Raw genomic sequence first — 20036 nt, 5'->3', positions numbered from 1 at the left:
CGCAATTCAGGGCCGGGCCGGCGCGTCGAGCAGCTCGGCCAGCAGCGGGTTCGGGAAGCGGCGCTCGACCGTGACGCCGTAGAAGGTCTCGGTCAGGTTCGGCAGTTGCGCGGTCTCGACCAGCGTGCCGCTCGCGAGCTCGTCCCGCACCACGATCGGCGGCAGCACCGCGAGGCCCACGCCTTCGCGGGCGAGCAGCCGCATCATCGCCATGTCGTCCACCTCGCCCGCGATCTGCGGCCGCACGCCCAGCCGGTCGGCCAGCGCGTCGAAGCCCGCCCTGAGGCCGCTCGCCGCCGTTGGCAGGATGAGCGCGGCGACGGCGAGGCGCTCGGCGAGGCCGAGGCCCGGCGGGCACAGGCTCGGCACGCCGATCAGGCTGACCGGCTGTTCGTCGAGCCGGCGGACGATGAAGGCGGTCAGCGCATCGGCGGGCGGCGCCTGGTTCGTCAGCACGAGGTCGAGATGGAGCGCGGCCAGCGCGCTGAACAGCTCCGCCGCGCTGCCCGATCGCAGGATCACTTCCACGTCCGGGCGGCCGAGCACCGGCCGGAGGAAGGCGAGCTGGAAGTTGCGCGACAGCGTCGCCAGCGAGCCGACGCGCAGCGCCCGCCGCGTGCCCCCGCGCTGCTGCAGCGTGGCGAGCAGCTCGCGTCCCGTCGCGAAGATGGCGTCGGCGTGGTCGAGCGCGATGCGGCCGGCCTCGGTGAGGTGGAGCGCCCGCCCGCGCCGTTCGAACAGCGCCTGGCCGAGCCTGTCCTCCAGTAGGCGGATCTGGGTCGAGACCGCCGATTGCGAAACGTTCAGCCGCGCCGCCGCGTGCGTCAGGTTCCCTTCATGCGCGACGGTCTGGAAGTAGCGCAGGTGATGGAAGTTCAGCTCGGCCATGACGTTCCATAAAACAGAACGACAAACCCAAGACAATGTATTTTTCCGATGGTTCTGCGCGGCCTAGAAGCCGGCACCGCGTCGCATCGCCCGGGGAATCGACCTGCCATGTTCCATGCCCTCATCCCCCTTTTGGCGCCCGCCATCCTGCTGGGCGCCGCGCTTCTGGCGCGCCGGCAGCCGGGTCGCCGCCCGGCGGGCCTGGCGCGGCGGATGGAGGCCGCGGCGCTGCTCGCGCTTCTCGTCGCGATCGTCTCGGCGGCGCTGCTCGCCTGGCTGGGCGGCGGCACGAGCCCGTTGCTGGGAATCGCGGGGGTCGGGCTCTCGGTGCGCCTCGATGTCGTCAGCGCGGTCATGCTCGTGCTGGTCGCCTTCGTTGGGTGGGTGGTGCTGCGCTATTCCGGCGCCTACCTCGACGGGGAGGCGCGGCAGGGCGCCTTCATGGGCTGGATGGCGGCGACGCTCGCCGCCGTGCTGCTGCTCGTGCAGGCGGGCAACCTGGCGCTGTTCGTCGCCGCCTGGATCGCGACCAGCCTCTGCCTGCACCGGCTGCTGCTGTTCTACGGCGACCGCGTCCAGGCGATCCGCGCCTCGCGCAAGAAGGCGGTCGTCGCGCGCGCGGGGGATGCGGCGCTGCTGGGCGCCGCGGCCCTGCTGGCCTTCGGCCATGGCACGCTCGACATCGGGACCATCCTGGCCGCCGCGCGCGAAGGCGCGTCGCCCGCCATCGCGCCCTGGGCGGCGGCGCTGCTGGCGCTGGCGGCGGTGCTGAAGTCGGCGCAATTCCCGACGCATGGCTGGCTGACCGAGGTGATGGAGACGCCGACGCCGGTCTCGGCGCTGCTGCATGCGGGCGTCATCAATGCCGGCGGCTTCCTGCTGATCCGCTTCGCCGACGTGCTGCTGCTGGCGCCGGGCGTGCTCGCGGTGCTCGTCATCCTGGGCGGCTTCACGGCGCTGCTCGGCGGCCTTGCCATGCTGGCGCAGCCGGCGGTGAAGACCTCGCTCGCCTGGTCGACCATCGCGCAGATGGGCTTCATGGTGATGCAATGCGGCCTGGCGCTGTTTCCGCTGGCGCTGCTGCATATCGTCGCCCATTCGCTCTACAAGGCGCATGCCTTCCTCGCCTCCGGCGGCGCGGTGGAGAGGGTCGCGGCAATCCGCCGCCCCGGCCCCGTCGCCATCCCGGATGGCCGCGCGGTCGGCCGCGCCTTCGTGCTGGCGCTTGCCATCTATGCGCTGATCGGTCTGGCCTTCGGCTTCGATGCGAAGTCGGCGCAGGCGATCACGCTCGGCGCGATCCTGATCCTCGGCGTCGCCTACCTGCTGGCGCAGGGGCTGGCGGATGCGGCGCCCGCGATCCTGACGCGGCGCACCGCGGCCTTCGCCGTCGCGGCCTCCGTCAGCTACTTCGCGCTGCAGACCGGCGCGGAATGGCTGACGGCCGGCGTGCTGCCCGCGACGCCGGCGCCCGGGCCGCTCGAATGGCTGCTGCTGGCACTCGCCGTGCTGAGCTTCGGGCTGGTCGCGGTCGCGCAGGCGATGTTCCCGCTCTGGTCGGGCCACCCGGCGGCCGCGGGGCTGCGTGTGCACCTCGCGAACGGGCTCTATGCCAATGCCGTCTTCGACCGCCTCGTCGGCAACTGGGCCGGCCGGCCTTCCGCCTGACACCCGAGAGGAGACCGCGACCATGACGATCGACGCCATCCTGCAGTCGGCCCCGCTCACGGGCCTGGACGCCGCCGTGGACGCTGCCTCCCGCCGCATCCCGCCGCTCTGGCCGCTCGCGTCCCATGTCGCTGTGAACCCGTTCCTCGGCCAGGCGGAGGAGACGCTGGCCGAGGCGGGGGCGCGGCTCGGGCGCATCGGCGGCGTGCCGGTCGCGATGCCGCGCGGCTGGTATCTCGGGCGCATCGCCTCGGGCGAGATCACTCAGGCCGACCTCGCCGGCGCGCTCGCCGCCTGCCCGCATGCGGGCAGGCCGGCCGATGTCCGCGCGCTGAAGGCCGCGGCCGCGCGGGAGCGGCCGGCGTCGGCGGCGGTGCCGACGGTCGCCGACCTCGCCGCGCGGGCCACGGGCATGGACTGGCCGGGCCTGGTCGACGAACGCATCGGCGCCTGGGCGGCCGGGTATTTCGACGAGGGCCAGGCGCTCTGGGCCGCGCCGCGCGACCGGCGCGCCTGGGCGGCCTTCCGCGCCCATGCGACGCACGACCTGACGCCCGAGATCATGGGCCTCACGGGCTTCGCCGCCTTCGTGGCCGATGCGCCCGCGGATCCGCGCGAGGCCATCGCGCGGGCCGCCAGCCGGCTCGGCCTCGGCCCCGCAGCGGCCGCGGACTACTTCCACCGGCTGCTGTTCTCGCTCGGCGGCTGGGCGCAATACGCGCGCTACCGGCTCTGGCGCGCCGAACTGGCGGGCGGCACGGACACGACCATCGCCGATCTCCTCGCGATCCGGCTGCTCTGGGAGGAAGCTCTGTTCCTGCGGCACGAGGCGGCGATCGGCGTCGCCTGGACCGAGGCGCGCAGCTGCCACGAAGCGCCGGTGGCGCCAGGCGAGGCCGAACTCGTCGATGCCATCCTGCAGGAAGCGGCCGAGCGCGCCGCGCAGCGGGAGCTGGCCCGGACGCTGGCGACGCCGGCGCCCGCCCCGGCCGATACCCGCCCGGCGCTGCAGGCCGCCTTCTGCATCGATGTCCGCTCGGAGGTGTTCCGCCGCGCGCTGGAATCGCTCGACCCGTCGATCCGTACGCTCGGCTTCGCGGGGTTCTTCGGCGTCTCGGCGCGGCACCGGCGCTTCGCCTCGGACGTCGAGGAACTGCGCCTGCCCGTGCTGCTGAACCCGACCGCATCGACCCGTTCCGGCGATGCGGGCAGCGCGCGGGCCGACCTCGCCGCGCGCTACGCGGCCCGCGCACGGCGCGCCTGGGGGCGGTTCCGGCTGGCCGCCGTCTCCTCCTTCGCCTTCGTCGAGGCGATGGGGCCGGTCTATGCGGGAAAATTGCTGCGCGATGCGCTCGGCCTGGCCCGGATGCCGGCGCGGGACGACCCGGCGCCGCGCTTCGACCCGGCGCTCGACCCCGCGGCGCGCATCGGCGCGGCCGAGACGGTGCTGCGCGCGATGTCGCTGACCGAGGGCTTCGCGCGGCTGGTGCTGCTGGCCGGCCATGGCGCGAACGTCGTGAACAACCCGCATGCGAGCGGCCTCCATTGCGGCGCCTGCGGCGGCTATTCGGGCGAGGTGAACGCGCGGCTGCTCGCGGCGCTGCTGAACGACGCCGAGGTGCGGGCGGGCCTCCTGGCGCGCGGCATCGCCGTGCCGGAGGACACGCTGTTCGTGGCGGCGCTGCACGACACGACGACGGATGCGGTGAGCCTTTATGCCGAGGACGCGCCCGCACCCGGCCATGCGCCCGACATCGCGCGGGCGCGCGCCTGGCTCGCGGCGGCGGGCGTGGTGGCGCAGGGCGAGCGCGCGCTGCGCCTGCCGCGGGCATCGGGGGCGGGCGACATCGCGCGGCGCGCGCGCGACTGGGCGGAGGTCAGGCCCGAATGGGGCCTCGCGGGCTGCAAGGCCTTCATCGCGGCGCCGCGCCGGCGGACGGCGGGGCGCAGCCTCGAGGGGCGCGCCTTCCTGCACGACTACGACTGGGTGCAGGACGACGCGGGCGGCTTCGGCGTGCTCGAGCTGATCATGACCGCGCCGGTCGTCGTCGCGAGCTGGATCAGCCTGCAATACTACGGCTCGGCCGTCGCGCCGGAGGCCTTCGGGTCCGGCAACAAGCTGCTGCACAACGTGGTGGGCGGCATCGGCGTGCTGGAGGGCAACGGCGGCCCGATGCGCGCTGGCCTGCCCTGGCAGTCGGTGCATGACGGCGAGCGGCTGGTCCACGACCCGCTCCGCCTGACCGTCTGCATCGAGGCGCCGCGCGAGGCGATGACGGACATCCTCGCGCGGCACGAGGGCGTGCGGGCGCTGTTCGACAAGCGGTGGCTGCATCTCTTCGCGATCGACGCGGAAGGGCGCCTGGCGCATCGCTACGCCGGCGACCTGCGCTGGGAGGACGTGGCGGACGCGGCGCAGAGCCCGGCCCTCGCGGCGTGACGTCGCGGGCGGCGCCGCGCGTCCGCCGCCCGGAGCGCCATGCCTCGCCGGCCCGCGGAAGGGCCGAGGCCGCGGTCGGAACGCAACGCTCCGTTAACCGGCGCGGCGCATGATGGCGCGTGGCGCGATCGATGCGCCCTGGCGGCAGGAGGCCCCACGCATGACCACGATGCCCGCCCAGGCGGCGCTGCAACCGGCCGATGCCGGGCTTGCCACGGCGAGCACCGCGGCGGATCCCTTCCTTCACTACAGCTTCGACGAGCCCTGCTCGGTCCTGATCGGCTGGCGCCGGCGCGATGGCGTCCTGCGGATGCTGTCGGCGACGCATGCGGTGGTCGGCGGCGTCGCGGGCCTGCGGCCGGGCGACCGGGTGCGGCTGGTCCTGTATGGGGGCGAGGCCGTCGTCCGCGACTGCTGCGTCACGCGAACGACGCTGCAGGGCATCGAACTCGCGCACAACGACCTGGGCCGGCTGGCCGGCAAGGTCGTGCCCCTGGCCGGGTAGCATCGGCGCCGGGCCCAGGGTGGCGGTGCGAAGCGAAAACCCTGCTCATGCAGGGCGCATAGCGATCCACGCCCCCCCCACGGCAACGGGGCGACCGCGAGGACGGGCGGGGCGGGCGACGCTCCCCGCGATGCCATCCACCCCCCGCTGCCCTGCCGGCCTGTGGCCGGGTCGACGCACGCCGAACTGCGGCGGAGGTCCTCCGCCCCCGGCCTGGGTTCAGCCGCGCCCTTCGAACGGCATCTTCGTGGCCTTGATCGTCATGGTCAGGATGTTCGATTCGAGCGGCAGGTTCGCCATGTGCAGGATCGCCTGGCCGACATGGTTCACGTCCATCGTCGGCTCGACCGCCGTGCTGCCGTCCGCCTGCTTCACGCCCTTGGCCATGCGCGCGGTCATCGGCGTCGCGGCGTTGCCGATGTCGATCTGCCCGGCGCAGATGTCGTACTTGCGCCCGTCGAGCATCAGCGACTTGGTCAGCCCCGTGATGGCGTGCTTGGTGGCGGTGTAGGGCGCGCTGTCGGGTCGCGGCGTATGCGCGCTGATCGAGCCGTTGTTGATGATCCGACCGCCCTGCGGCGTCTGGTCCTTCATGATGCGGAAGGCGGCCTGCGCGCAGAGGAACGACCCCGTCAGGTTCACCGCCACCACGCGCGACCAGTCGGCATGCGTCAGGTCCTCGAAGGGCATGCCGGGGACGTTCTGGCCGGCATTGTTGAACAGCATGTCGAGCCGGCCGAACTTCGCCTTCACCGCCGCGAACAGCGCATCGACCGAGGCCGGATCGGCGACGTCGGCGGGGACCGCCATGGCGCGCGGCGCGGCGTCGCCAGCCATCGCGATGGTCTCCTCCAGCGGTTCCTTGCGCCGCCCGGTCAGCACGACCGACCAGCCGCCGCCCAGCAGGGCGAGCGCGGCGGCGCGGCCAACGCCCGTGCCGGCACCGGTGACGACGGCGATCTTGGGGGACGTGCTCATGGGCGTTTCCTCATTGGCTGGTGCCGGACGGCGGGCAATGTGCGCGGGCGGGCGGGGGCTGGCAACGCCGGTTGCCGGGCCCGCGGGCCGCTGACATCCTCCTGCCCGAACAAGGCACGGAGGAACGCATGGCAGGCTGGCCCGAGGGCGGCGCATGGGACGGCTTCGTCGCCCGCTGGCAGGCGGCCTGCGCCGGGGATGCGGTGCTGGGCGAATGGCGCCGCGGCGCGGCCATCCGCTTCGCGGTCGTCAGCGGCGATGCCCGCGCCGAATTCGCCTTCGGCGAGGCGGCGGGCGAAGCCGCCTTCGCGCTCGAGGCGTCGCCGGAGATCTGGGCGAAGCACCTGCTGCCCATCCCGCCGCGCCACCACCACGCGATCTTCGCCATGCGCCACCGCGTGCCGGGCTTCGCCGTGACGGGGGACGAGATCGCCTTCCTGCGGCACTGCCACCTGGCGCGCCGCGTGCTCGAGATCGGCCGCTGGCTGGTGCTGCGGGGCAACGGGCCCGTGCCGGCCTTCCCGCGCCCGGCGCTGCCCGCGATGCCGGCTGCCGACCCGACCGGCCGCTACCTCGATGTCGCGGCGGATGGGCGCGACTGGCGCATCTACGCCGAGCAGGCCGGGCAGGGCAGGGACCTGCTGGTCCTGCACACAGCCGGCGCCGACAACCGCCAGGCGCACGGCCTGATGGCCGATGCGCGCATCACGAAGGACTGGCGCATCACCGCCTTCGACATGCCCTGGCACGGCAAGAGCCCGCCGCCGGCCGAGGCGCCGGGGTCCTGGCGCCTGACGACGGACCGCTACGTCGAGATCATCATGGGCGTCGTGAAGGCGGCGGGGCTCGATCGGCCCGTGCTGCTCGGCGCGTCGATGTCCGGCGAAATCTGCCTCGAGGTCGCGCTGCGCCATCCGGAGGCCTTCTCGGCCATCATCGCCTGCGAGGCCTGCGACCACGTCCCCGGGCGGCGCAGCCCCTGGGCGGACGACCCGCGCATCAACCAGGCGATCTTCGTGCCCGAATGGATCCATGGGCTGATGGCGCCGCAATCCCCGGCGGAGTGCGCCGCCGCCATCTGGTGGCAGTATTCCCAGGGCGGCTACGCCACCTTCGACCGCGACATCGGCTTCTATTCCGGCGAGTGGGACGCGCGCGACCGCGTGCACCGGATCGACACCGCGCGCTGCCCGCTGTTCATGCTGACCGGCGAGTACGACTATTCCTGCACGGCCGAGATGAGCGAGGCGACGGCTGCGAGGATCAAGGGCGCCCGCTTCACGCGGATGGAGGGGATCGGCCACTTCCCCTTCACCGAGAACCCGCCGCTGTTCGCGGAATACCTGCTGCCGATCCTGGCCGAGGTTCAGTAGACCGCGCGACCGCCCGAGATGTCGAAGACGCCGCCGGTCGAGAAGGAGCATTCCTCGCTGGCCAGCCAGCAGGCCATGGCGGCGATCTCGTCCACCGTCACGAAGCGGTCCATCGGGATCTTGGATCGCATCCAGGCGACCTGCTCGGGTGTCATCTGGCGGAAGATGTCGGTCTCGGCGGCCGCCGGCGTGATGCAGTTGGCGAGCACGCCGGTCTTCGCCAGTTCCTTGCCGAGCGACTTCGTGAAGCCGATCAGCCCCGCCTTCGACGCACTGTAGTGGGAGGCATTCGGGTTGCCCTCCTTGCCCGCGATCGAGGCGATGTTCACGACGCGCCCGTAGCCCGTCGCGATCATCGCCGGTACCACCGCGCGGCACACGAGGTAGGGCGCGACCAGGTTCACCTCGACCACGCGCCTCCATTCGGCGACCGGCAATTCCCAGGACGGCGCGTTGCCGCCGGTGATGCCGGCGTTGTTCACCAGGATGTCGACGCGGCCATGGGCTGCCAGCGTGGCTGCCAGCGCGCCGGCGACGGCGCCCTCGTCGGTCAGGTCGAGCACATGGGCCGACGCGCGGCCAAGCGCCGCGGCGGCCTCGGCGGCCGCGGCGGCGTCCATGTCCCACACCGCGACCGCGGCGCCCGAGGCGACCGCGCGCCGCGCGATGGCAAGCCCGATGCCGCGCGCGGCACCCGTGACGATCGCGACGCGGCCTTCGAGGTCGAGGCGATTCATGCGGTTCCCTCCGTTGCGGTCGGCAGTCTCCGCCGTCGGCGCGGGCGCGGGAAGGGGGGGTGGTAACCGCACGGTTCCCATGCCGACGCTTCCGCCCCTATAGTCGCGCCACAGCCGGCGCCAAGCCGGCATCGGAAAAGGGAGAAGGCGATCCATGAACCGTAGGCAATTGCTGGGCGGTGCCGCCGCCGGCGCGGCGCTGCTTGCCAGCCCGCATGTCGCGCGCGCGCAGGCCGCGATCACGCTGAACGGCGCGTCGCAGTTCAACGACGACCATGTCTTCACCCGCGCCCTGGTGCGGTTCGAGGAACTGGTGAAGCGCTACTACACCGCCGGCCCGGTGAACTTCGTGCTGCACAAGAACAGCACCCTCGGCCTCGAGAAGCAGTATTTCGAGTATATGTCGGCCGGTCGCGGCGCGGTGGACTACGCCATCGTCTCCCCCGCCCACATGTCGACCTTCAGCCGCGCCGCGCCCTTCGTCGACGCGCCCTTCCTGTTCCGCGACCTCGCGCACTGGAACCAGGTGCTCGACCAGGACCTGTTCGCCCCCGTGGCGCAGGAGATCGAGCGCCGCGCGCGCGTGGCGCTGATCGGCTATGCCGGCGGCGGCGTGCGCAACATCTTCGCCAACAAGCGCATCACCAACATGGCGGAACTGCGCGGCCTCAAGGTCCGCGTGCAGGGCGCGCCGATCTGGTCGCGCACCTTCCAGGCGGCGGGGATGTCGCCCTCGGTCATTGCCTACAACGAGGTCTACAACGGCATCCAGAACAACGTCATCGAGGCCGGCGAGAACGAGGCCGCGGGCGTCGAGGCGATGCGCTTCTATGAAGTCGCGCCCAACCTGATCATGACGCAGCACGCGATCACGATCCGCCCGCTCTGCTTCGCGAGCCAGACCATGGCCCGCCTGCCGGCGGCGCTGCAGGAGGCGGTGAAGCGCGCGGGCAAGGAAGCCGCGACCTTCGGCCGCCAGGCCGAGAGCGGCGAGGACGGCCAGAAGCTGCAGGCGCTCGAGACCGCCGGGCGGCTCCGCCGCATCGAGTTCACCGAACGCGCGGCGCTCAAGAGCGCGGTGGACCCGGTCATGGCCGCCTATGCGCGCGAGGTGGGCGCCGAGGAAATCTACGCCCGCATCAACGCGCTCTCCTCGTGATCCCGCGCCGGCCCGGGGCCACGCCGCCCCGGGCCGGCCGCCTTCCTTCGCATCGGAGCACTCCATGCCCCCGACCAGCCCCCGCGGCCTGGTGCGGAAGGCCGCCGACATCTATGCGCGCGCGCTTTCCGTCCTGCTGGCCGTCTCCGTCCTGATCCTGGTCTTCCCCGTCGCGATGCAGGTCTTCTCGCGGCAGACGGACCTGCTGCCGCACTACATCTGGACGGAGGAGATGGCGCGCTTCCTGCTGGTCTGGACCATCATGATCGGCGCGATCGTCGGGCAGCGCGACGGCATCCACTTCATCGTCGACCTCTGGCCCGAGCTGACCGGGCGCCCCAAGGCAGCGATGGGCATCGTATCGGGGCTCTTCGGCCTGCTCTTCGGCGCGGTCTTCCTGTGGTTCGGGATCGAGTTCGTGGACTTCGCCTGGTTCCGCATCAGCGAACTGGCGGAACTGCCGCTCTGGCTCATCCATCTGGCCTGGCCCGTGCTCGGCTTCTCCTGGATCCTGTTCGCGGGCGAAAGGCTGGTCGACGACATGCGCGTCCTGATGCGCGGGGAGCAGGGCTGATGGGCGGCAACACGCTCGCCTCGGGGCAGGCAGCCTGGATCCTGTTCGGGGTCTTCTTCACGCTGCTGGCGCTGCGCATCCCGGTCGCGGTGGCGCTCGGCCTCGCCTGCGTGCCGGTGCTGATGCTGGAGCCCCGCCTCGGCGCCATGACGCTGATGCAGGAGACCTTCAACGCCTACAATTCCTTCATCCTGCTGGCGGTGCCCTTCTTCCTGCTGACGGCCAACCTGATGAACGTGGGCGGCATCACGGACCGCCTGGTGCGGCTGTCGCGCGCGCTGGTCGGGCATTTCCCGGGCGGGCTCGCGCAGATCAACGTCGTGCTGTCGTTCTTCTTCGCGGGCATCTCGGGCAGTTCGACCGCGGACGCCGCCTCGCAGTCCAAGATCTTCATCGAGGCGCAGCGCAAGGAAGGCTACGACGACAGCTTCTCGGTCGCGATCACGGCGGTCTCGGCGGTGCTGGCGGTGATCATCCCGCCCTCGATCCTGATGATCGTCTGGGGCGGCGTGCTCACGGTCTCGATCGGCGCGCTGTTCCTGGCGGGCGTCGTGCCGGGCCTGCTGATCGCGGCCGTCCAGATGGGAACCGTGCACGCCTACGCGAAGGCGCGCGGCTACCCGACCTATCCGCGGTCCGGGCTCCGGGAGGCCTTCGTCGCCGCCTTCGTCGCACTGCCCGCGCTCATGACGCCGGTCATCATCATCGGCGGCAAGGTCTTCGGCTGGTTCACCGCGACCGAGAGCGCCTGCATCGCCGTGCTCTACGCCGGCACGCTCTCGTTGTTCGTGTACCGGGAGATGGGGCTGAAGGAGCTCTGGGGCGCGCTGAACGAGACCGGGCGGCTCGCCGCGGTCACGCTGTTCTGCGTCGGCACCGCGTCCTGCTTCGGCTGGCTGCTCGCCTACTACCAGATCCCGCAGGCGATCCTGGAGGGCGTCTCGGCCTGGGGCATGGGGCGGATCGCGACGGGGTTCTTCGTGGCCGCGGTCTTCCTCGTGGTGGGCTGCTTCCTCGACGCCATCCCGGCCATCATCATCGTGGGGTCCATCCTGCAGCCGCTGACGGTCGGCGTCGGCATCGACCCGGTGCACTTTGCCATGATCGGCATCGTGAGCCTGGCCTTCGGGCTGGTCACGCCGCCCTACGGGCTCTGCCTCATGATCGCGTGCCACGTCGCGGGCATGCGCATGGCGGATGCGCTGAAGGACACGATCATCATGCTGCTGCCGATGTTCGGCGTGCTGATGCTGGTCATCGTCTGGCCCGAGATCGTGCTGTTCCTGCCGCGCCTCGTCTCGCCGGAATTCCTCGACTGAGGGCATCGCCCGGGCCGCGCTATTGGTGCCTTATCAACCTTGACGTTATATTGAGAGGAGACCGGCGGCCGGCGCCGCCGGCGTCGCCCACCTTCGGGCCAGGACGGAAAAGCCCGCATGCCCGCCAGGCGCGAGCCGCGAATCTATATCGACGGCTACAACCTCTCTCTTGAACAGGGGACCGGGGTTGCAACCTATGCGCGAAACCTGTCCTTCGGCCTGCGCGACCTCGGCGCCGAGGTCGGCGTGCTCTACGGCACGAAATCCTCGACCATCAGCATGAACCCCCTGATTCGGGAGATCGCCTTCTTCGACCCGCGGGTCGGCCGGCCGTCCAAGTTCATGCAGGCGCTGCACCTGCTCCGCCGGACGCTCAGCACCCCCTTCGGCGAGATCGCGACCCAGGTGCCGATCACCGGCCGCGTCATCCGCGAGACCTACCGGTCCCGCCTGCCGCATTTCGACCATGTCTGGAACGTGCAGAACCTGTTCGACGCGCAGCGCCTGCACTTCAGCCTGTACCGCAACCGGCTGAACGTGCATTTCCGCAGCCCGCCGCAGGTGATGCACTGGACCTATCCGCTCGCGCTCAAGGTGCGCGGCGCGCGCAACATCTACACCATGCACGACCTGGTGCCGCTGCGCCTGCCCTACACCACGCTCGACAACAAGCGCGCCTATTTCCGCCTGACCCGCCAGCTCACCCGCCGGGCGGACCACATCGTGACGGTCAGCGAGGCATCCAAGCGCGACATCGTCAGCCTCCTCGGCATCCCGGAGGAGCGCGTGAGCAACACCTACCAGGCGGTCGAGATCCCGGACCGCTACGCAAACAAGCCGATCGCCGACGTGAAGGCCGAGATCGAGGGCACCTTCGGCCTCGGCTACCAGCGCTACTTCCTGTTCTTCGGCGCGATCGAGCCCAAGAAGAACGTGGGCCGGCTGATCGAGGCCTATCTCGCCTCCGGCGTCGAGGACCCCCTCGTGATCCTCGGCAAGAAGGCCTGGAAGTCGCGGCAGGAACTGCGCCTGCTGTCCGACAACGACCATGTCCGCTTCCTGCTCACGCGCAATGGCGTGACCGAGACGCGCCACCGCGTGAAGCACATCGACTACGCGCCCTTTCCCCTGCTGGTCAGCCTGATCCGCGGCGCCAAGTCGGTGCTGTTCCCCTCCCTCTATGAAGGCTTCGGCCTGCCGGCGCTGGAGGCGATGCTGCTCGGCACGCCGGTGATGACGTCCAACACCTCCTCGATGCCGGAGGTGGTGGGCGATGCCGCGATCAAGATCGACCCCTACGACGTGCGCGCGATGGTCGAGGCGATCCGCAGCCTCGACCGGGATGCCGACCTGCGCGGGCGCCTCGCACAGGCGGGGCCGGGCCAGGCGTCGCTCTTCACGCCGGAACGCTACCAGGCGCGCCTGCGCGACACCTACGCCCGGGTTGGCGTAGACTGGGGCTGAGGGACCGTTCGAGAATGCGCCCATCGGCGCATTCTGGAGTCCTGCACCGGCCCGCCCCCCCACCCGGCCACCCAACGGCAGTATCCTGGATGGGTGGGGGAGCGGGCCGGTGCAGGACTTCTCAAACGGTCTTTGACGCAGGGGCAGGGCGAGAGATGGACCTCGAGGGACAGGGCGGCGCGGAGGACAGGCTGCGCCAGGCGGACCGGCTCCGCGACCAGCGCATGTGGGACGCGGCGGCCGTCGCCTACCGGGCGCATCTCGAGATGCGGCCCGGGGACTGGCGCGCGCAGGTGCAGCTCGGCCATTGCCTGAAGGAGGCGGGGGACCCCGCCGCCGCGCTGGTCGCCTACCGCGCGGCCGAGGCGCTCGCGCCCAACAACGCCGATGTCCAGATCCAGCTCGGCCACGCGCTGAAGATGGCCGGCGACGCCGAGCAGGCTTGGCGCGCCTATGCCCGCGCGCTCGAAATCGACCCGACGCTCGAGGAAGCGGCGCGCGAATCGGCGGCGCTGTCGCGTCTCGCCACGCCGCTCGCGCGGCGCCCGCGCGCCCCGGGCCAGGCCGTGCAGGTCGTCTTCGACAGCTCGGACCTCGTCGCCTACCTGGCCGACAACCGCACGCCGACCGGCATCCAGCGCGTGCAGCTGAACGTCACCGCCCGGGCGCTGCTCGACCCGGTGGAGGGCGTGGTGGCCGCGGCCGTCGCCTTCGAGCCCGCCGCCCGCGCCTGGCGCGAGATCCCGCGCGACGTCTTCCTCGCGCTCTGGCGCCTGTCGCGCAGCGGCGGGGACGCCGCGGCGCCCGAGTGGCAGGACGCGCTGGCCGCGCTCCGCCGCGCGCTGGCCGCCGGCCCGGACTTCGCCTTCGCGACGGGGGCCAGCCTCCTCAACCTCGGCACGTCGTGGTGGATCAAGGACTATTTCCTGCATGTGCGGCACGTCGCCCGGTATTCGGGCGTCCGCTACATGCCGATGATCCACGACTGCATCCCGCTGATGACGCCCGAGCACTGCGCGCCCGCGCTGGTCGGGGAATTCGCGCAGTGGTTCTCCTCCATGGCCGCGACGGCGGACCATGCGCTGGCCAATTCGGAATGGTCGGCCGCCGATGCGCGGCGGATCGCGGCGGCGATGCTGCCGGGTGCGGAGCTGCCGGTCGCGGTGGTCCGGCTCGATGCCGACCTCAAGCGCGAACTGGGCGGCATGGCGGCCGACACCTGGCCGCCGCGCCCCGACCTGCCGCAGCCGAACGAACCCTTCGTCCTTTGCGTCGGCACGATCGAAAGCCGCAAGAACCACCTCATGCTGTTCGAGGCCTGGCTCACATTGATCCGCCGGCACGGCGCGGCGCGCGTGCCGCGCCTCGTCTGCATCGGCAAGCCGGGCTGGCTGGCCGAGGCGGCGACGACGCTCTGGCGCAATTCCCCCGCCTTGCAGGAAAAGGTCTCGATCGCGCATGGCGTGGCGGATACCGCGCTGGCCGCGCTCTATCGCGGCGCGATGTTCACCGTCGCCAACAGCCACTACGAGGGCTGGGGCCTGCCGGTGACGGAGAGCCTGTCCTTCGGCCGCCTGCCGCTGGTCGCGCGCAACACCGCGCTGACCGAGGCGGGCGGGGAGGCCGCGGTCTATTTTGAGCCCGGCAACGGCCCCGACCTGGTCGCAAAGCTCGAGACGCTGATCTTCGATACCGCCGAGCGCACGCGGCGCGAGGCCGCCATCCCCGCAGCCGCGCAGCTGCGGAGCTGGGCCGAGATCGCCGACCAGATGATGCGCGAGGCGAGCCGGTCCGCCGCGCCCCTGGCCGCGCCGCGCCTGGCGCTGGCGCTCGGCACCACCTACCCGCTCCGCCTGATCGGCGGCGGGGAGGCAAGCCGCGCGAAGGCCGTGGCCGAGATGGTGCGGGACGGGCTGAACTGGCATCCGCTCGAACCCTGGGGCGTCTGGACGCGGCCGGGGCTGGCGCGGCTGCGCCTCACTGTCCCCGACGCCGCGGGGCAGGGGCCGCTGCGCCTCTATCTCGGCTGCGTCGCGCCGGGGCAGGAGGTGCGCATCGGGCTGCGCGCCCATGGCGCCGGCAGCACGCCGCCCGCCTTCCTGAAGCTGGAGGCGGAAGCGGGGTCCCGCTTCACCTGCGTCCTCGACGTCGCGGCGCCGGGCGGGGAGGTGGTGGTCGAGATCGACGGCGGCGCGGGTGCGGGCATCGGCACGCGCCGCAAGCCGGATGCGCGCCGCGTGGGCCTCGGCCTGACGGCCGTCATGCTGTGCCGTCCCGACGACCTCGCCGCGCGTCTCGATTTCCTGGAACGCCACGCCTACCGGGTCTTTGCGGCGGACTGATCCGCGGCGCCTGCTTGCACCGCGGCGGGCGAAGCGCGACAAAGGCCGCTTGCGCCTGGCCCGGTTGGCGGCCGGGCCCGCAGGGAGCAGAACGATGGCAAGACTCGAAGTTGCCCGCCGCAGCCTGATGCTCGGCGCCGCGGGCGTGCTGGCCGCGCCCGGCCTGCCGCGCGCGCAGGCGCCGGCGGTGAAGCTCGGCATCCTGCAGCCCGTGACGGGCGCGCTGTCGCAGGACGGCGAATACGGCCGCCTCGGCGCCGAGCTCGCGATCGCCGAGATCAATGCTTCCGGCGGCCTGCGGGCGCTGGGTGGCGCGCGCATCGAGATGGTGTTCGGCGACGCGCGGTCGAACCCCGAAGGCGGCGTCGCCGAGGTCGAGAAGATGCAGGCCGAGGGCGTGCTGGCCGTCGTCGGCGGCTTCGCGAGCCCGATCTGCCTCGCCGCGTCGCAGGCCGCGTCGCGCTACGACCTGCCCTATGTCGTCGATGTCGGCGTGTCGGACCAGATCGTCTCCCGCGGACTCGCCAACACCTTCCGTTTCGGCCCGGGCTTCGGCGTGGTCACGCAGACCGCGCTCGACAACCTGGTCGCGCTGAACGACGGCGCCGGGAAGCCGGCGCGTACCGTCGTCATCGTGCATGAGGACGGGCTGTTCGGCTCGGGCATGGCGCGGCTGCTGAATGCGGAACTGCCGAAGCGCGGCTTCGAGGTGCTGGAGACCATCGCGCACCCGACGCCGGCGCGCGACATGAACAACGTCGCGCTGCGCATCCGTGCGCTGCGGCCGGATCTCGTGATCCCGTCCTCCTACTACGCGGAATTCGTGCTGCTCAGCCGCACCATGCAGCAGCAGCGCATCCGGCCGAAGGGGATCTACTGCGTGCTGAACGGCGCGGCGTCGAACTTCCGCTTCGTGCGGGAATTCCCCGATGCGGCGAACCTGGTCATGGACTGCAACCACTGGGCCGACCCGCGCAAGCCCAGGACCGCGGAGCTCCGCCGCCAGGTCGAGGCGCAGAACCGCTTCTGGCTCTACAACACGCCGCTCAACTACTCGGCGGTGATGCTGGTGGCGGACGCGATCGAACGCGCCGGCCGCGCCGACCGCGCCGCGCTGATCACGGCGCTGGCCGCGACCGACGGGGCCTTCACGAAGCACATCATGCCCTATGGCCCGACGCGCTTCGTCAACGGCCAGAACCAGGCGGGCCAGCCGGTCAACACCCAGGTGCAGAACGGCGACATCAAGGTGATTTTCCCGCGCGACTTCGCCGACGCGCAGCCGGTCTTCCCCGTCACCGGCTGACCCGTGGGCTTCCCGCCTGAGATCATCCTGGAGGCCGTGCTGAACGGCCTCCTGACCGGGGCCGTCTACGGGCTGGTGGCCCTTGGCCTCACGCTGGTCTACGGCGTGCTCCACATCATCAACTTCGCCCATGGCGCGCTGCTGACCATGGCGATGTACGCCGCCTACGTGGCGCGCGATGCCCTAGGCATCGACCCCTATGTCGCGGCGCTGCCGCTGGCCGGGCTGTTCTTCGGCCTCGGCTACGCCGTGCAGCGCCTGGTGATCGGGCCGGCCAGCCGGGGCAAGGACGAGAACATCCTGCTGGTGACGCTCGGACTGTCCATCATCATCGAGAACCTGATGCTCGCCGTCTTCCGGTCCGACACGCGCAGCATCGACGTGCCCTACGCGATGGAGGTGGTGGAGTTCGGCCCGGCGCTGCTGTCCTACCCGCGCATCGTGGGCTTCGGCGCGACCATCCTGGTCGGCCTCGCGCTGTTCCTGCTGATGACGCGGACCGCGACCGGCAAGGCGATCCGCGCGGTGGCCAAGGAGCGCACCGGCGCGGCCCTGGTCGGCATCGACGTCGCGCACATCTACGCGGTCACCTTCGGCATCGGCACGGCGTGCCTCGCCATCGCGGCGGCGCTGCTGCTGCCGTCCTTCTACGTCTCCCCGCGCGTCGGCAATGCCTTCGTGCTGGTCGCCTTCACCATCGTGGTGCTGGGCGGCATGGGCAGCGTGGTCGGCGCGCTGCTGGGCGGACTGGTCATCGGCGTGGTGGAAAGCCTGTCCGGCCTCTATCTCGGCGACAGCCTGGGGCAGATCGGCATCTTCCTCATCTTCATCCTGGTGCTGCTGGTGCGACCCACGGGGCTGTTCGGGGCGCGCGCATGAGTGTCCGCGACGTCCTGCCGATCCTGGGCTTCGCGGCGCTGGTGGCGCTGGCGCCGCTGCTGGTCACCAGCAACGTCGTGCTGAACTTCATGGTCTTCACCCTGATCATCGCGCTGGCCGCGCAGGGCTGGAACATCCTCGGCGGCTATGGCGGGCAGTATTCCTTCGGGCACGCGGCCTTCTTCGGCACCGGCGCCTACCTGACCGCCATCCTGCAGGTGCGCTTCGGCATGAATGCCTGGCCGGCCTTCGCGGCGGGCATCGGGCTCGCGGCGCTGGTCGGGCTCGCGATCGGCGCGCTCGCCTTCCGCTCGGGCCTCAAGGGGTCCTATTTCGCGCTGGTGACGCTGGCCTTCGCCGAGGTCTTCCGCGTGCTGGCCAATGCCGCCGAGATCACGGGCGGCGCGGCCGGCATTCTTATCCGCCTGCGGGCCGACCCGCTGAATTTCCAGTTCGCCGAGCGCAGCACCTTCCTCTGGGTGGCGCTGGCGCTGGTCGTGCTCGCGCTGCTGGCCACGCTGGCGCTGGAACGCTCGCGCCTCGGCGCGCAACTGGTGGCGGTCCGGGAGAACGAGGCGGCGGCGCAGGCGCTGGGCGTCGACATCCTCGCGGTGAAGCTGCGCGCCATCACGCTGTCGGCCGGCATGACCGGGGCGGCGGGCGGGCTCTACGCGCAGTACTTCCTCTACCTCGATGCGCAGATCGCCTATGGCACCTGGATCTCGGTGGAAGCCCTGCTGGCGCCGATCGTGGGCGGGGCGGGGACGGTGTTCGGCCCGGTGCTGGGCGCCGTCATCCTGCATGGCCTGGCCGAGGCGACAAAGACCGTCGCCGGCAGCATCCCGGGGATCGACCTAGTGGTCTTCGGCATCGTGCTGATCCTGGTGGTGCGCTACCCGCCGCGGGACATCCCCGGCCTGCTGCGCGCCTGGCGGCGGCGATGACCGGCACCGGCCCCGATCCCGCCTTCCTGGCCGTGCGCGGCGTGACCAAGCGCTTCGGCGGGCTGGTCGCGGTGGACGACGCGACGCTCGACGTGGCCGAGGGCTCGATCACCGGCCTGATCGGCCCGAACGGCGCGGGCAAGACGACGCTGTTTGCCGTGGTGGCGGGCTTCGAGAAACCCACCGCCGGCATCGTGATGCTGGAAGGCGAGGAGATCACCGGCCGCCGGCCGCACGATCTGGCACGCATGGGTCTCGCACGCACCTTCCAGATCGTGCAGCCCTTCGCGGGGCTGTCCGTGCGGGAGAACATCGCGGTCGGCGCCTTCCTCCGCACCGCGAAGCGCGCCGAGGCGCTGGCCGCCGCCGAGGAGGTCGCTGCGCGGGTCGGGCTGACCGAACAGCTCGACAAGCCGGCCGCAGCGCTGACCGTCGCCGGGCGAAAGCGGCTCGAGGTGGCGCGCGCGCTGGCCACGCGCCCGAAGCTGCTGTTGCTGGACGAGGTGCTGGCCGGGCTCAACCCCTCGGAGGTGCGCGACATCGTGCCCGTGGTGCAGGCCATCCGCGCCTCGGGCGTCACGGTGCTGATGATCGAGCACGTGATGCAGGCGGTGATGAACCTCTGCGACCGCGTCCATGTGCTGGCGCAGGGCCGCATCATCGCCTCCGGCACGCCGGCCGAGGTGGTGGCGGCGCCCGAGGTGGTCGAGGCCTATCTCGGCAAGGGCGCGGCGCGACGCCTCCAGGGGGCAGCCGATGCTTGAGATCCGCGGCCTCGAGGCCGGATACGGCCTCGCCACCGTGCTGCGCGGCGTGGACCTCACGGTGCCCGCGGGGCGCATCGTGGCGGTGCTCGGCGCCAACGGCGCGGGCAAGACCACGCTCAACATGGCGATCAGCGGCCTCGTGCCGCCGCGCGCCGGCACCATCACCTTCGAAGGCCGGCGGATCGACGGCCTGGCGCCGCCCGCCATCGCGGCCGCGGGGCTGGTGCATGTGCCCGAAGGTCGCAAGATATTCCCGAACCTGAGCGTGCGGGAGAACCTCGACCTTGGCGCCTATCGCCGCGCGCAGGGGAACCGCGCGCGCAACATCGAACGCGTCTTCGCCACCTTCCCGCGGCTGCGCGAGCGGATGCGGCAACTGGCCGGCACGCTCTCGGGCGGGGAGCAGCAGATGCTGGCGATCGGCCGCGGCCTGATGGCCGAGCCGCGGCTGCTGATCCTGGACGAGCCCTCCCTCGGCCTGTCGCCGCTGCTGGTCGAGGAGATGTTTGCGCTGATCCGCCGGCTGCACGCCGACGGGCTCGCGATCATGCTGGTCGAGCAGAACGTCGCGCAGAGCCTCGAGGTCGCGGACGAGGCGCATGTGCTGGAGAACGGCGCCTTCGCGCTGGGCGGCACGGCGGCCGAGGTCCGCGCCGACCCGCATCTGCAGCGCGCCTATCTCGGATTGTAGGA

Annotated in this window: 17 protein-coding genes; 14 read left to right on the top strand and 3 right to left on the bottom strand. The window is 71.8% G+C overall.

The genetic code is table 11. From position 1 onward, the window contains the following. Positions 1–6 precede the first annotated feature (6 nt). Positions 7–888 (bottom strand): LysR family transcriptional regulator, encoded by an 882-nt coding sequence (locus E8M80_RS01100; RefSeq protein ID WP_137123799.1) that lies wholly within the window; start codon positions 886–888, stop codon positions 7–9. A 108-nt stretch (positions 889–996) separates the two neighbouring features. Here E8M80_RS01100 and E8M80_RS01095 point away from each other — a divergent pair, with 108 nt between their 5' ends. From E8M80_RS01095 to E8M80_RS01085, 3 genes are all read left to right on the top strand, one after another. Next, the gene (locus tag E8M80_RS01095) at positions 997–2556 is read left to right on the top strand and encodes a proton-conducting transporter membrane subunit (protein WP_137123798.1); all 1560 of its coding nucleotides are present in this window, start codon (positions 997–999) and stop codon (positions 2554–2556) included. A gap of 22 nt (positions 2557–2578) precedes the next feature. After that, positions 2579–4996 (top strand): YbcC family protein, encoded by a 2418-nt coding sequence (locus tag E8M80_RS01090; RefSeq protein ID WP_137123797.1) that lies wholly within the window; start codon positions 2579–2581, stop codon positions 4994–4996. Positions 4997–5156: 160 nt separating this feature from the next. After that, positions 5157–5501 carry a hypothetical protein gene (locus E8M80_RS01085; RefSeq protein ID WP_137123796.1) on the top strand — a complete coding sequence of 115 codons (345 nt, stop codon included), beginning with the start codon at positions 5157–5159 and terminating at the stop codon, positions 5499–5501. A gap of 219 nt (positions 5502–5720) precedes the next feature. On the opposite strand, the gene E8M80_RS01080 is transcribed toward E8M80_RS01085, so the two are convergent. After that, complete coding sequence (locus tag E8M80_RS01080) at positions 5721–6479, bottom strand: SDR family oxidoreductase (RefSeq protein WP_137123795.1); 759 nt, start codon at positions 6477–6479, stop codon at positions 5721–5723. Between the two features lie 128 nt (positions 6480–6607). On the opposite strand from E8M80_RS01080, the gene E8M80_RS01075 reads away from it, so the two are divergent. After that, complete coding sequence (locus tag E8M80_RS01075; RefSeq protein WP_137123794.1) at positions 6608–7852, top strand: alpha/beta fold hydrolase; 1245 nt, start codon at positions 6608–6610, stop codon at positions 7850–7852. Here the strand turns inward: E8M80_RS01075 and E8M80_RS01070 are convergent. Further along, positions 7846–8589 (bottom strand): SDR family NAD(P)-dependent oxidoreductase, encoded by a 744-nt coding sequence (locus E8M80_RS01070; protein WP_137123793.1) that lies wholly within the window; start codon positions 8587–8589, stop codon positions 7846–7848. The two genes, E8M80_RS01075 and E8M80_RS01070, sit on opposite strands and share 7 nt — an antisense overlap. A 154-nt stretch (positions 8590–8743) precedes the next feature. Between E8M80_RS01070 and E8M80_RS01065 the strand changes: the two genes are divergently transcribed. The 10 genes from E8M80_RS01065 (at position 8744) to E8M80_RS01020 (ending at position 20034) form a co-directional block, all read left to right on the top strand. After that, complete coding sequence (locus E8M80_RS01065) at positions 8744–9748, top strand: TRAP transporter substrate-binding protein (RefSeq protein WP_137123792.1); 1005 nt, start codon at positions 8744–8746, stop codon at positions 9746–9748. Positions 9749–9812: 64 nt separating this feature from the next. Continuing rightward, entirely contained in the window at positions 9813–10322 is a 510-nt protein-coding gene (locus E8M80_RS01060; protein WP_137123791.1) for a TRAP transporter small permease, read from the top strand. Beyond that, positions 10322–11641, top strand: a complete 1320-nt coding sequence (locus E8M80_RS01055) for a TRAP transporter large permease (protein ID WP_137123790.1) — start codon at positions 10322–10324, stop codon at positions 11639–11641. Before E8M80_RS01060 ends, E8M80_RS01055 begins: the two co-directional genes overlap by 1 nt. Positions 11642–11758: 117 nt before the next feature. Continuing rightward, positions 11759–13105, top strand: a complete 1347-nt coding sequence (locus E8M80_RS01050; RefSeq protein ID WP_137123789.1) for a glycosyltransferase family 1 protein — start codon at positions 11759–11761, stop codon at positions 13103–13105. A 155-nt stretch (positions 13106–13260) separates the two neighbouring features. Then, complete coding sequence (locus E8M80_RS01045) at positions 13261–15447, top strand: glycosyltransferase family 1 protein (protein ID WP_137123788.1); 2187 nt, start codon at positions 13261–13263, stop codon at positions 15445–15447. 94 nt (positions 15448–15541) lie between these two features. Then, positions 15542–16753 carry an ABC transporter substrate-binding protein gene (locus tag E8M80_RS01040; protein ID WP_137123787.1) on the top strand — a complete coding sequence of 404 codons (1212 nt, stop codon included), beginning with the start codon at positions 15542–15544 and terminating at the stop codon, positions 16751–16753. A gap of 36 nt (positions 16754–16789) precedes the next feature. Continuing rightward, complete coding sequence (locus E8M80_RS01035) at positions 16790–17632, top strand: branched-chain amino acid ABC transporter permease (protein ID WP_137123786.1); 843 nt, start codon at positions 16790–16792, stop codon at positions 17630–17632. Beyond that, on the top strand, positions 17629–18576 hold the full coding sequence (locus E8M80_RS01030; RefSeq protein WP_137123785.1) for a branched-chain amino acid ABC transporter permease: 948 nt from the start codon (positions 17629–17631) through the stop codon (positions 18574–18576). The genes E8M80_RS01035 and E8M80_RS01030 overlap by 4 nt, the downstream gene beginning before the upstream one ends. Next, positions 18573–19340: an ABC transporter ATP-binding protein gene (locus E8M80_RS01025; RefSeq protein WP_137123784.1), complete on the top strand. Its 768-nt coding sequence runs from the start codon at positions 18573–18575 to the stop codon at positions 19338–19340. Before E8M80_RS01030 ends, E8M80_RS01025 begins: the two co-directional genes overlap by 4 nt. After that, entirely contained in the window at positions 19333–20034 is a 702-nt protein-coding gene (locus E8M80_RS01020) for an ABC transporter ATP-binding protein (RefSeq protein WP_137123783.1), read from the top strand. Before E8M80_RS01025 ends, E8M80_RS01020 begins: the two co-directional genes overlap by 8 nt. Positions 20035–20036: the final 2 nt, after the last annotated feature.

This window comes from Roseomonas sp. HF4, from assembly GCF_005222755.1.
GTDB lineage: Bacteria > Pseudomonadota > Alphaproteobacteria > Acetobacterales > Acetobacteraceae > Neoroseomonas.
This window is presented reverse-complemented; position numbering and strand designations above follow the sequence as displayed.